Annotated in this window: 12 protein-coding genes; 6 read left to right on the top strand and 6 right to left on the bottom strand. The window is 60.5% G+C overall.

Translation table 11 applies throughout. The features are described 5' to 3' along the window. Positions 1 to 65: 65 nt before the first annotated feature. On the bottom strand, positions 66 to 725 hold the full coding sequence (locus WBQ96_RS14245; RefSeq protein ID WP_336550711.1) for a response regulator transcription factor: 660 nt from the start codon (positions 723 to 725) through the stop codon (positions 66 to 68). A gap of 115 nt (positions 726 to 840) precedes the next feature. Between WBQ96_RS14245 and WBQ96_RS14250 the strand changes: the two genes are divergently transcribed. From WBQ96_RS14250 to WBQ96_RS14275, 6 genes are all read left to right on the top strand, one after another. Continuing rightward, positions 841 to 2613, top strand: coding sequence for a hybrid sensor histidine kinase/response regulator (locus WBQ96_RS14250; RefSeq protein ID WP_336550710.1), 1773 nt, complete (start codon positions 841 to 843; stop codon positions 2611 to 2613). Between the two features lie 66 nt (positions 2614 to 2679). Next, positions 2680 to 5151 (top strand): DNA ligase D, encoded by a 2472-nt coding sequence (gene ligD, locus WBQ96_RS14255; RefSeq protein WP_336550709.1) that lies wholly within the window; start codon positions 2680 to 2682, stop codon positions 5149 to 5151. 19 nt (positions 5152 to 5170) lie between these two features. Continuing rightward, positions 5171 to 6043, top strand: a complete 873-nt coding sequence (gene ku / locus WBQ96_RS14260; RefSeq protein WP_165113144.1) for a non-homologous end joining protein Ku — start codon at positions 5171 to 5173, stop codon at positions 6041 to 6043. Beyond that, entirely contained in the window at positions 6043 to 7128 is a 1086-nt protein-coding gene (locus WBQ96_RS14265; protein ID WP_336550708.1) for a tetratricopeptide repeat protein, read from the top strand. The genes ku and WBQ96_RS14265 overlap by 1 nt, the downstream gene beginning before the upstream one ends. A gap of 1 nt (position 7129) precedes the next feature. Beyond that, on the top strand, positions 7130 to 7762 hold the full coding sequence (locus WBQ96_RS14270) for an alpha/beta hydrolase family protein (RefSeq protein ID WP_336550707.1): 633 nt from the start codon (positions 7130 to 7132) through the stop codon (positions 7760 to 7762). 13 nt (positions 7763 to 7775) lie between these two features. Then, on the top strand, positions 7776 to 8549 hold the full coding sequence (locus WBQ96_RS14275) for an exodeoxyribonuclease III (protein WP_336550706.1): 774 nt from the start codon (positions 7776 to 7778) through the stop codon (positions 8547 to 8549). Positions 8550 to 8589: 40 nt separating this feature from the next. Here the strand turns inward: WBQ96_RS14275 and WBQ96_RS14280 are convergent, their stop codons facing one another. The 5 genes from WBQ96_RS14280 to WBQ96_RS14300 form a co-directional block, all read right to left on the bottom strand. Beyond that, on the bottom strand, positions 8590 to 8832 hold the full coding sequence (locus WBQ96_RS14280; RefSeq protein WP_336550705.1) for a hypothetical protein: 243 nt from the start codon (positions 8830 to 8832) through the stop codon (positions 8590 to 8592). Between the two features lie 118 nt (positions 8833 to 8950). Beyond that, a complete protein-coding gene (locus WBQ96_RS14285; protein ID WP_337035900.1) occupies positions 8951 to 9886 on the bottom strand; it encodes a DUF930 domain-containing protein in 936 nt (311 codons plus the stop codon). A 102-nt stretch (positions 9887 to 9988) separates the two neighbouring features. Further along, on the bottom strand, positions 9989 to 10318 hold the full coding sequence (locus WBQ96_RS14290) for a hypothetical protein (protein ID WP_165113134.1): 330 nt from the start codon (positions 10316 to 10318) through the stop codon (positions 9989 to 9991). Positions 10319 to 10494: 176 nt separating this feature from the next. After that, positions 10495 to 12066, bottom strand: coding sequence for a calcium-binding protein (locus WBQ96_RS14295; RefSeq protein WP_336550703.1), 1572 nt, complete (start codon positions 12064 to 12066; stop codon positions 10495 to 10497). 244 nt (positions 12067 to 12310) lie between these two features. Then, positions 12311 to 13108, bottom strand: coding sequence for an FAD binding domain-containing protein (locus WBQ96_RS14300; RefSeq protein ID WP_336550702.1), 798 nt, complete (start codon positions 13106 to 13108; stop codon positions 12311 to 12313). Between the last annotated feature and the right edge of the window lie 121 nt (positions 13109 to 13229).

The raw sequence follows: 13229 nt of genomic DNA on the forward strand, positions 1-13229 counted from the left end.
CCGTCGCTGTCCGATAGTCAGTTGATGGTTAAGAAAATACTACCCTGAACCCCTGCCCGGTCCTGTCAGCCGGCGGGCAATCCAAGGCGAACCGCATAGGCGGTCAGTTCGGCGGCACTATGGAGATTAAGCTTTCGCATCAGGTTTTCCCGATGCTTGCGGGCGGTCAAAGGACTGATGCCCAGCCGCTCTGCAATTTCCCGCGCGGTCATGCCTTGCGCCACCAGCGCCAGGATTTGATGTTCGCGCCGCGTCAGCGGAATCGGCGACAGGATTTCCTGCGCCGCCGCCGGCCTGCTGTTTCGCGCCGGCTCGCTGATCGCAAAGCGAACGGTCTGCGCCAGATAGGTTCCGCCGTTCTTCACCGCTTCGATGGCCGCACCAAGCTCCTCGGGGTCGCCATCCTTGGTGAGATAGGCACTGGCGCCAGCCTCGAGAGCGGCGCGCACCGTTCTCGGCTCGATATTGGCTGTCAGGACCAGGATCTTCAGTCGAGGAGCCAGAAGCCTTATGTCGGAGATGAACTGGATTCCGGCAACGCCCGGCATGCCGAGATCGAGGATCAGCAAGTCGGCGCGCGTACCCCGCACATGCCCCAGCAAGGCTTCGCCGTCCGCCGCCTCGGCAACGACAGACACATTTTCCATCACAGAGATGAGCAGCTTCAGTCCTTCACGGACAATGGCATGGTCATCGGCAAGAATGGCGGTGAGCGGGCGAATCATTTGGTCAGCGGAAATTCCCTTGGCGCCAACTTATGGGAAACAAGTTGCCTATAGATCAATCGTTTTTGGGTAAGGACCGTTCGGACGATGTTCGCGCGGCGCTTGGAGGGGCCTGATGCAGGAAGACAAGATACGCCAGGCTCTCATCGAGCTTCTGTATCGCAACTCCTACGGCGTGGTTATCTCCAACATCGTCATTTCTCTCGCTGCGGTATATGTGCTGAAGAATGCCGTTTCCGCGAACTGGCTGACCGGATGGCTTGGCGCGCTTTATCTGCTTACCGCCATCCGGGTTCTTGCCTCCCGCCGGTTTTTCAGCCGCAAAAGAGATGCCGGGGCGATCATGCGATGGGCATGGCTCGCTGCAGGCTTTTCCTGGGTGTCGGGCCTGTTGTGGGGCGCGCTCGGCTGGGCGGGCTTCCTTCCCGAGGCGCCCATCGTGCTTTCCTTCACCGTTATTGTGCTGACGGGCCTCGTCTGTGGCACGGTGCCGTCGCTTTCGGCTTTTCCGCCGGCTCTCATCGGCTCGATTCTCGCGACCGTCCTGCCGATTGCAGCCCGTTGCATCATGACCGAAAGCGACATTTCCGGCGCCTTCCTGTTCCTGCTCGCGTCCCTTGTGGCGATCAATTTCTACTACTGCCGCATCACCTACCGCATGCTGCGCGAAACCGTCAGCCTGCGACTGGAAAACGAGAATCTGGTCGATCACCTGCAGGAAGAACGCGACCGGGCACAGACGGCAGACCGCGCCAAGACACGTTTTCTGGCGGCGGCCAGTCACGATCTGCGCCAGCCGATCCATGCCTTGAGCTTGCTGGTTTCCACGCTTGCCATAATGGGGCAGCGCGGCAATGTACCCTCCGGCGAGGCGCGAGACCTGGCAAGCAGGGCGAAATCCGTCGTCGGAAACCTGAGCGGGCTCCTCAACGCATTGCTCGATATCTCCCGGCTCGACGCGGGGATCGTCACGGTTGCGAACGAAGCGGTGGAGTTGCGCGAACTGTTCCGCGACCTTCGCAACGAATTCGCCGCGGAAGCGAAACAGCGCGGCCTTGAATGGCGCGTCGTCGACAGCGACCTGCGGGTCGATAGCGACCCCATGATGCTCAAGCGAATCCTCAACAACCTTGTGTCGAACGCTTTTCGCTACACCAAGGAAGGCGGCGTTCTGCTCGGCTGCCGCAGGCGCGGCGATCTGGTGGAAATACAGGTCCTGGACACAGGCCCCGGCATCCCCGCCGATCAGCAAGCAATGGTCTTCGAGGAATTCGTGCAGCTGCAGAACCCGGCAAGGGATCGCACGCAAGGTCTGGGGCTTGGCCTCGCCATCGTTCGCCGTACGACCGAGCTGCTCGGACATCCGCTGAGGCTGGTTTCCGTGCCCGGGCGCGGCTCGATGTTCTCCGTGACGGTTCCGAAAGCCGGAGCGGTGGAGGCCACTTTGCATGGCAGCGAGACACTACCCGCCGGTATCGCCGCACCCGTCGGCATCATGGTCGTGGAGGACGAGAATGACGTTCTCGACGCCATGGTTCGGCTGCTCACCCTGGAAGGGCATCGTGTCTATGCCGGCCGATCTGCTGCGGAGGTACGAAAAATCCATGCGGGAGCGTTGAAGACCGGCGACGCGCCGGTCGATCTCATCATCGCCGACTACCGGCTGGGTCGCGGCGCCACCGGCCTGGAAGCGATCCAGACGCTTTGCGGCCACGTCGGCCGTCATGTCCCGGCCATCATCGTTACCGGCGACACCTCGCCATCGCGCCTCAAGGAAGTCAGCGCGAGCGGCGTTCGTATCCTGCACAAGCCGATCGCCGGCGAGGAACTGCGTGAAGCGATCGCCGCAGCCTGCCTTCAAGGCAATGAGAACAACCCTCGGCGCTGATATTGCAACGTAACGCTGATTGAACTGGAACATTGCGGCTTGACCGGACTGCCCATACGCTAGGGCATGGCGACATCGAAGCTGCAGCCCTATCGCAAAAAGCGGGACTTCTCGAAAACGCTTGAGCCCGCCGGCAATCTTTCGGGCGATACGGGTAGCCGTTTCGTCGTCCACAAGCATCACGCGACCGCAGATCACTACGATCTGAGGCTGCAGGTCGGCGACGTGCTGAAAAGCTGGGCCGTGCCGAAAGGGCCGTCGCTCAACCCCGCGGACAAGCGGCTTGCCGTCGAAACCGAGGACCATCCGCTGGAATATATCGACTTCGAGGGCGTCATACCCGAAGGCGAATATGGCGGCGGCCCGATGATCGTCTGGGATACCGGCGTCTGGGCGCCAATGGACGATATCGAGAAAAGCCTGAAGACCGGCGCGTTCAAGTTTCGCCTGGCCGGCGAAAAACTCAATGGCGGCTGGATGCTGGCGCGGCTGAAGCCAAAGCCAGGCGATGACGATCAGCGCAACTGGCTCCTGTTCAAGGAGCGCGACCTCTCCGCCGACACGAAGATCGACATCCTCGCAAAGCGCCCGGAAAGCGTGAAATCCGGCCGGCGGATCGAGGAACTGGTGCAGAAGCCCAAGCCGGTGCGTAAGGCCGCCAAGCTCGATCCTGGTTCTCTCGCCGGTGCCGTGAAGGGAGACGCCCCGACGCGCATCGAGCCTCAACTCGCGACCCAGATAGCCGCTCCGCCCGGCGGGGACGACACCCGAGAGGTCTGGCTGCATGAGATCAAGTTCGACGGCTACCGGACGATGGCGCATGTGTCCGGCGACACCGTGCGGCTGATTACCCGGGGCGGACTGGACTGGACGAAGCGCTACGGCGACCTGCCGGATCAATTTCGGCGATTGCCGAGCCGCGACGTCGTCATCGACGGCGAAATCGTCGTGCTGGACGACAAGGGCATCAGCCGTTTCTCGCTGCTGCAGGATGCGCTGTCGGAAGGACCCGGCAAGAAGCTTGTGTTCTATGCCTTCGACCTTCTCCATCTCGATGGCTGGAACCTTGCCAAGGTTGCGCTGGAAAAGCGCAAGGAGCTGCTTTCCCAATTCCTCGCGGGGCACATAACCGCAAATTCGGCAATCCAGTTAAGTGACCATGTCGATGGCGACGGGCGCGCGTTCTACGAAAAGGTCTCGGAGCTGGGGCTCGAAGGGGTCGTCTCGAAACGTGCGTCAGCGCCCTACCAGAGTGGCCGCTCAAAAACCTGGACCAAGAGCAAGGCGTTGATGGCAGGCGATTTCGTCATCGCCGGATACACTGTTTCAGAAGCGGCCGAAGGCCTCGCCGCCCTTGCCGCGGCCGAATGGGTGGACGGCGAACTGCAATATCGCGGCAAGATCGGCACGGGATTCGATGCTGACATGCAGGAAGAACTGCTTGCCCGGCTGGAGCCCCTGCATGACGGCGCAACGAAGCTCGAGGGTGCGCCGAAGGAGATCATCTGGGTCCGCCCGGTACTGTCGGCGCATGTCCACTATGCCAACCGCACGGCCGACAACGCGCTTCGTCACGCGGTGTTCAAGAGCCTGCGCGACGTGGAGCTTACCACGCCTGTCTCGACAAAGCGCAAACGGCTGATTTCGGATGCCGATCTCGCAAGCATCTCCGTCACCAATGCAACGCGCCGGCTGTTCGGCAAGTCCGGCCCGACCAAGCTCGACATAGCGCTTTACTATGCCATGGTCGGAGACTTCATGCTGCCGCATATTCTCGCCCGTCCGGTTTCGCTGTTCCGCTGTCCGACGGGAAAGCTTACGGATTGCTTCTTCCAGCGCCATGCCTTCACCGGCATGCCGTCCTCGATGGCGACCTTCGACACCACCAATTCGGAAGGCGAGACGAAGTCCTATATCTCGGTGGAAGACGCCAGAGGCTATCTCGCGCTGGCGCAGTTCGGCGTCATCGAGTTCCACAGCTGGGGATCATACCGGAAGCGCCTCGACAAGCCGGATCGCGTCGTCTTCGATCTCGATCCCGGCGAAGGCATCGCCTGGCGGGAAGTGGTCGAGGCGGCCGTTCACATCCGCGGCGAGCTTGAGGAGCTGGGTCTCGCCCCGTTCGTGAAGACGTCAGGCGGCAAGGGCATCCACGTCGTCGTGCCGATCTCACCCAAGCTCATCTGGAAAAAAGTACATCAGGCAACCAGCGCCATAGCCAGCCATCTTGCCGCCACAGCACCCCAAACCTTCACCACGACGATGGGCAAGGACAATCGCGTAAAGCGGATTTTCATCGACTATCACCGCAATGCGCGCGGGCACACTGCGGTCGCCCCCTACTCTCTTCGGGCGCGCACCAACCTGCCCGCATCGACCCCGGTAAGCTGGACCGATCTCGAAACCATCGACGCTCCGGAGGATTTGAACTATTCTTCGCTGCCTGGCCTCTTGGCCACGTCAGGCGATCCTTGGGCCGATATAGAAGATTTCGCTAGGGATTTGCCGTTATTGTCTGAAAGCAGGAAGTCATCGTAGTACCGCGTAGGAGACGATCATGGCGCCCAGGGCAAGCTGGAAAGGTTACCTTAAACTCAGTCTCGTGAGCTGTCCGGTCAGGCTCTATCCCGCCACGAGCACGAGCGAACGCATCAGCTTCAATCAACTTCACAAGAAGACCCACAACCGGATCAATATTAAGCCTGTCGATCCTGAACTGGGCCTGGTCGAACGATCCGATCTGGTGAAGGGATATGAATACGAAGACAAGAAATACATCATCATCGAGGATAGCGATCTCGAAAGCATCAAGATCGAATCCACGCACACGATGAACATCGAAGCCTTTGTGGACGAAGGCTCTGTCGACGTCATCTATCAGGACGCGCCCTATTATCTGGCGCCGGACGGCGCAATGGCCGAAGAGACGTTCGTGGTGCTTCGGGAAGCATTGCGGAAGACCGGCAAGCTGGCGATTGCACGCCTCGTCCTGTCCAGCCGGGAACGCGTGATCACCATTGGCGCTCGCGAAACCGGCATGTTCGTCTGTACGCTGCGAAATCCGAGTGAAGTGCGCGGTACGGCTGAATATTTCGGCAACATCCCGGTCGGAAAACCGGATGCCGAGATGCTGCAACTCGCCGAAGCGCTCATCCAACAGAAACAGACGACTTTCGATCCCAAGAACTACGAGGATCGCTACGAGGTCGCCTTGATGCAGATGATCCGCGAGAAGCTCAAGGGCCACAAGCCGATCGTCGCGGCAGCTCCCGATCGCGGCAATGTCATCAACCTCATGGATGCCCTGAAGGCGAGCCTGTCGCAATCGAAACCGGCAGCCAAGAGCAAGACCAAGGCCGAACCGGCAGCCAAGTCCAAGGAAAAGGCCGCCGCCGCAGCGGCCAAACCGGCAGCCAAGAAAAAAGCCTGATGGCGGCTGCCGGCCAGATATTCGGCATCGTGGGCGCGCTCTCCGCGTTTCCAAGGCGAATGGCCGCCCGCGAGGTCGAACGGCAACATGGCCATCTCCGGCGGGGGTTAACCCGCCGAATGTCGCATCTGGTCTTCGGTCGCGGGCTGCTTACGCGGGCAAGCGAGACCGAGATCGATACGCTGTTCGATGCTGGAATGAGCCAGGGCACACGGCTCCTGAGCGAGAAGGGCTTTCTTCGGCTGCTGGGGCTGATGCCCTCGCCGGAGGCATCAGCACTCACGGAACAGTCGTTGGTCGACCAGTCCGGGCTGTCCCCGCGGATGCTAAAGCTTCTTTCCCTATTCGACGCTTTCGAGCATGACGCCGAGCCTTACTCTTTCCGGGATCTGATCCTGGCCAGGAAATACGCCGGGCTGGTTTCCAGCGGTGCTTCCTGGAGCGCCATTGCAAGATCGGTGCATCGATCCGGTCCGGTGAAGTCGCTTACCGCGTTGTCGCTCCACCACGAAGGTTCGGACGCAATCTACGCGCGCCGCGCGGAAGGCTTGAGCGAACTCGACGGCCAAATGCTGTTCGAACTTGGAATTCCCGGCGAAGCCGAACTTGAGGATATCTTCCTGCAGGCCGAAGCGGCAGAGCATGAAGGCCAATATGCGGATGCTGCAGCCTTCTACCAGCGCTATCTCGCAATCGATCCGAACGACCCCGTCGCCGCTTTCAACCGTGCGAACTGCCTGAAGGCGGCAGGCCTGCCGTTGGATGCCGCGCAGGACTATGCCCGCGCTATCAAGCTCGATCCCAGCTTCGTCGAGGCGTGGTTCAACCTCGCCGGGCTGATGAGCGAAGATGGACGGGTCGATTCCGCGCGCCGCCACCTTCTCAAGGCGATCGAACTCGACAGCGCATACGAAGACGCAATCTTCAATCTGGCGAAGCTCGAATTCGACGCCGGCAATCTCGGCGAAGCGCGGCGCTGGTGGGAGCGCTATCTCGAACTCGACGGCGATTCCGAATGGGCGCGAACGGCTGCCCGCGGCATCCAGTTCGTCGACCTTCAGCTTGCCCAAAGAACGGCAGGCTGAGATGTTCCTGTTCGATGGACCGGATGATGCTCCCGTCACCATCCTCCTCGCCCACGGTGCCGGCGCGCCGATGGATTCCGCATCGATGACGGCTACCGCCAAGGCTATCGCACAGGCAGGGTTTCGCGTCGCGCGCTTCGAGTTCGGTTACATGGCCGCACGCCGGACCTCGGACAGCCGCAAACCCCCTCCCCGTGCCGAGACGCTCAATCCGGAATACGAGGCGGCCGTGGCCGAACTTGGCGCGAAAGGGCCGCTCATCATCGGCGGAAAATCCATGGGCGGACGGGTCGCCAGCATGGTTGCGGACGAACTTCATGCAGACGGTAAGATCGCCGGGCTTCTGTGCCTCGGCTACCCCTTTCACCCGCCCGGCAAGCCCGAACAACTGCGCACCAAGCATCTTGCCGGGCTGAAAACGCCGACCTTGATCTGCCAGGGAACACGCGACGAGTTCGGCACTCGCGAGGAAGTTCCAGCCTATCAGCTCTCCGACAGGATCGAGATCCTGTGGCTCGAGGATGGAGATCACGACCTCAAGCCTCGCAAGAGCATATCCGGCTTCTCGGCTGCAGATCACCTGAAGACGCTTGCCGATGCGGTCACCGCATGGGTGGGCAAACTAGCTCCCTGACCATGCGACCGGCATGAAGATCGCGACCTTCAACGTCAATGGCATCAACCGCCGGCTCGAAAACCTGCTGGCGTGGCTGGCATCGGCCAAACCCGATATCGTCTGCCTGCAGGAACTGAAGGCGCCCGACAAGCAGTTTCCAAAAAGTGCGATCGAGGCGGCGGGTTACGGCGCGGTCTGGCGCGGACAATCGGCCTGGAACGGCGTCGCCATCCTGGCGCTCGGCAGCGAACCGGTACTCACCCGCACCGAACTGCCGGGCGATCCATCCGATTCACAGAGCCGCTATATCGAGGCTGCAGTGAATGGCATCCTGATCGCGTCGCTCTATGCACCCAACGGCAACCCCCAGCCTGGCCCGAAATTCGACTATAAACTTGCCTGGCACGATCGCCTGATCAGTCACGCCACGGAGCTTCTGGCGACAGGGCTGCCTGTCGTGCTCGCCGGCGACTACAACGTCGTCCCCGAGCCGCGTGACATCTATCCGACACGATCCTACGACGACAACGCGCTGGTCCAGCCTGAGAGCCGCGCGGCTTTTCGCAGTCTTATCGAACAGGGCTGGCTAGATGCACTCCGCAAGGTCCATCCCAAGGAGACCCTTTACACATTCTGGGACTATCGGCGAAACCGCTGGCCGCGAGATGCCGGCCTGCGCCTCGACCATATTCTTCTAAGCAAGAAGCTGGCTCGGCGGCTCAGCGGAGCCGGCATCGACAGGGATGCTCGAGGAATGGACAGCGCAAGCGACCATGCCCCGGCATGGATCACGCTTCGGAAATGAGAGTTAAGTTGCGTTCAACAGCCCGAGGCCCCTGCTCGGCTCAGGCGTCGCGAACCGGTTCAAGAGCCAGATCACGTTCAGGACGCGCACCGGCCTCCAGCCGTGAAAGTTCACGCTCGTTGACGTCGTAATACTCGCCATCGATCAGGACGCGAGCGGACATGCCGGAATCGGAAAAACGCCGGCTGACGACATAGACCTTGTGCCGTTCAAGCGCACGCCGAACCGCCGCGCGCGACTTTCGCTGGTTTTCGACAGCTGTCGATCTGCGTTTTTCCGCCATGGACATAGCACCACGTCAGTCGAGTGCAATTTTCCGATCTCATTCGAAGGATGATATCGCACGCGACTTTCTTGGCAAGGGTTAGCTCAGATTTCATCCCGGACGCGCTACCGCGGCCCTATTGTGCTGGCAGCCCGCGCCGCTTCCATTCGCTGCGGGGAACCGGATCCCCTACATTGAAGGCGAATGACACGACTTTCATCGCGTCTGCGTCGACCTCGCAACGATAGCTCAGGTTGAACCACTGCCCATTCGCGCGGAAGGCCTCCCGGGGGATTTCAATGACTGTGCCGTCCTTCAGCCGCTCGGAAGGCAGGAGGTCCGGAAAATAGGGCGGCGAAGCATTGAGCAACTGCTCGCGCAGCTCCGTGACGCAGAGCCGTCCCGCACGCACGTCGCGCGGAACGTTACGCATCGCAGTTGTCGCAGTCGGATTACCGCTTGCTGCCTGCGAGAATAATTTCTTCGCCTTCTGAAGCTTCACGGCACTTTGCACTTTGGCAACGTCCGTCGGCTTGGGTGTCGGCACCTCGGGCGCCTCAGACTGCGGAGCTGGGCCTATTGCATCGAGCGCTGTCACCGGCGGTGGTTCTGCGAGATCCTTTTTGTCTGGTTCGAGCCGCGCCACGGGCGACGCCGAACCCTCGTCCGCACTGTTGCCATCCGGAGCTTCCCGTGGACCGGTGTCCTTCTCACCGAATTGGAAAACGGGCCTCAGAGCGGACGGCGGCGGCTCACCGGCGGAATCATTGCCCGTTGGTGACGATGCCTCGGCACTTGCTTCCTGCGCCTTCTCGGACTTGGCCTCTTTCGCAGGCGGCGGAGGTTCAACCTTTGCTTTCTCAGGTGGTTTGGGCGGCGGCACAAGTTCAACCGCTATCGCCTGCTCCTCCTGCGACGGCGAGAGCGATACCGGCAGTCCGAAGATCAGAAGCGCTGCAATGAGCAAATGCGTGACGACGGAGGCAGGCAAGGCCCACCACCTGAACATCCAACGCTGATCCCATATGTCATCCCGCATCGGGACTGATGTGGAATGAAATGTTGGCGGCATCAAGCATTCATGCCGCCAATGCCGAAATAGTCATCCCGCTTCGCGAAACGATGAAGATCGCCGCGACAGGCAAGGACTGTCAAACGGCCCTACCCGTCTTCATTACTCGGTGATCGGATCGCCACATGGCTCGTAGAGCAGGTTGATCCACCAGGAGCGGTTGACCAAACCCTTGGCGCCGTCTCGCTCAGACAGCGTATCGACGCCGACGCACCATTGAACCAGGCTCGGCGAAAGGCCGTACTGCTCGGCCAGATAAGACGCCGCCTCGTCGATACCTTCGCTGCATCCAACCGTCTTGCAAAGCTGCGCCTGCGTGGCGATGTCGCGCAGCGCCTCATGGCCGAGCGCGGTGGTGCGGTACCAGATCATGAACGCAAACACGGCAAGCAGAAGCAGAAACCCGGCTGCGATCTTTAGATAGAACTTCACGCGTCAATGCCCGCCTTCGGTGCCGTACAATCGGCCCGACATCTAGCGATGAAGGTGAAGCAAGTCAAAACTATGAGCCGCCACTCGCCCCTAACCGGGCGTTATCGACCCGCCTCCCACAAGGGCTTATCCTCTCAAGCGGGTTGCAGACGAAGGGGAAAGCTCTTTCTCAGGCTTTATACGATGAAGAAATCGGCATTGGTCATTGCAAGGCCATGCGCGACCGTGGCGAACTGCACTGCCGCAGTTCCCCCTGCTCCGTCCTTGTCGTAGCTGAGTGCGCCGGTCGCGCTGTTGTAGATGATGCGGTCGGATGCGTCGGCTGCAGCAGTTCCGATATGGAAGGCGGCGGCGGCAAGCGTACCCGTGACAGTCAAGGCGGCGAAGATGGCATTCTCCAGCCGGACCGTGTCGTTCACCACCGCGAAATCGCTGATCGTATCGATGTTGGTCGCGCCAAGCGCGCCGTTGAAGAAAAACGTGTCGTTGCCGGCCCCGCCGATCAGAACATCATTGCCTAATCCGCCGTTGATCACATCGTTGCCGGCGCCGCCGGAAAGCCTGTTGGCATGATTGCCACCGTAGATCTGGTCGTTGAACTGGGTCCCGATGACATTCGGAATGTTTGTGACGGTATCGGTGTTGCCGAAACCGTCCTTCGCGGTATCTGCCGGCAGGCCAGCCTGCGAACCATTGCCGAGCAGATTGACGATGACGCCCAGCGTTCCTCCGCCCGCGGCGTCCTTGCTGTAATCGACCGTATCAAGGCCGGAATTGCCATTGAGGAAATCGTTGCCCCGCCCGCCGATAAGCGTATCGGCACCGCCTCCGCCCCGGATGGTGTCGTTGCCGGCACCGCCGTTCAGGACATTGGCAAGACCGTCGCCGGTCAATGTATCGGCCCCGGAACCGCCTGTGACGTTCTCGACGTTGCGGATCGTATCCTCGGCCACGCCTGCGACAGTAACCGTCGCATTGTTGGCGCCCACGAGGGTCACCACAACGGCACCCGTCTTATCGCTGTAGACTACGGTATCAAGTCCCGTCCCGCCATCGAGCACATCCTTGCCCGATCCGCCGATGAGCACGTCATTGCCGGCAGCGCCCCGGAGTATATCGTTGCCGCCACCGCCGCTGAGCGTATTGGCGAGGCCATCGCCGGTCAGCGTGTCAGCCCCTGAGCCGCCGGTGACATTCTCAATGTTGCGAATGGTGTCTTCGGCAATGCCTGCGACGGTGACCGTCGCGTTGATAGCACCGTTGAGAGTGACCACGACGGCACCCGCCTTGTCGTTGTAGAGCGCAGTGTCGACGCCAGTCCCACCGTCGAGCACATCCTTGCCCCCGGCGCCCTTCAGAATATCGTTGCCGCCATAGCCGCGAAGGACGTCGGCCAGCGGCGTCCCGGTCAGCGTGTCAGCGCCAGCCAGTACAAGGCCAAGCAGGCCCTGAGTGTTGTTTTGTGACGCGTAGGTGTGGACTGTGGTGGCGGCTATGCTCGCGCCGCTGATCAGCAGAGCCGTGCTGTTGTTTATCACATACCGCGCCGACGTAACCGTCCCGCCGGTAGGCACATGCGAGGCGTTGAAGGTGAAGCCACTGCCCTGGAACAGCGTATAATTCGTCGCATTGTCGTAGTACTTCGCGGACGTGGAGGACACCGCCGAAAAATCATAGTCGTAGAGTTTGTTGACCTGAAGCGTGTCGAAATTTATCGGAACTAACGTCCCACCACTTACAACGGCCATCTCACCCTCCCGTGCGAACGACGTCAAGGCGAGAAATATTAGTTTTTTCTAAGAAATTTACTATTAGCTCAAAGTGAGTACCGAAGAAAGTTTCTTTAGTTATCACAATAGAATCATATTCATTATATTTAGGTACTTAAATCTATATCGACCGAAACAAACAAATTTCTCCGAGTGAACCCGACCAGTAACAAGCACAAAAAAGGGGCCGTAGCGGCCCCCTTTTCTCAGCTTTGCAGATCAATCAGGCGTTGGCATCCGCCACCGCGCGCCTGGCCATGACCACGATCAGGTTGGCGCGATACTCTGCCGAAGCATGCATATCCGTCATCAGGTTCTTCGACGGCACGGTGACGCCTTCAAGTGCTGAGGCGTCGAATTTTTTCGTCAGCGCCGCCTCGATCTCCTTGGAGCGGAAGACGCCGTCATCGCCTGAGCCGGTAACCGCCACCCGCACGCCGTCGCTGCCCTTGACCACGAACACGCCGGTGATGGCATAGCGCGAAGCCGGGTTGCGGAATTTCTGGTAGGCCGCCTTGGCAGGTGCAGTGAAGGTTACAGCGGTTACGATCTCGTCGTCCTTCAACGGCGTTTCGAACTGGCCCTTGAAGAACTTGTCAGCCGCGATCTGACGCTTGTTGGTGACGATGGTGGCCCCAAGCGCCAGAAGGGCGGCGGGGTAGTCGGCTGCCGGGTCGTTGTTGGCGATCGAGCCGCCGATCGTGCCGCGATGGCGCACCGCCGGGTCGCCGATAAGGCTGGCGAGATGCGCGACCGCAGGCGCGACCTTCTTCAGCTTCTCGTCATTGGCAACCTCGTAATGCGTCGTGCCGGCGCCGATGGTGACGGTCTTGCCCGAAACCTTGATGCCCTTCATTTCCTTGATGTGGCCGAGATCGACCAGATCTGAGGGTGCGGCGAGCCGGGTCTTCATCGCCGGGATCAGCGTCATGCCGCCGGACAGGAATTTGGCGTCGCCCTTTTTGATCTGCTTGGCCGCGTCAGCGACCGAGGAAGCGCGGTGGTAATTGACTGAGTACATTGTCACCTCCGTTAAGAGAGAATGGGAATAAGGGAGTAGGGCAGTAAGGGAGTAGGGGAAGAACATCAGGGGAAGGAACTTATTGTCGAACCCTACTGCCCTACTCCCTTATTCCCCTACT

Source organism: Mesorhizobium sp. CCNWLY176 (assembly GCF_037153935.1).
Lineage (GTDB): Bacteria > Pseudomonadota > Alphaproteobacteria > Rhizobiales > Rhizobiaceae > Mesorhizobium_M > Mesorhizobium_M zhangyense.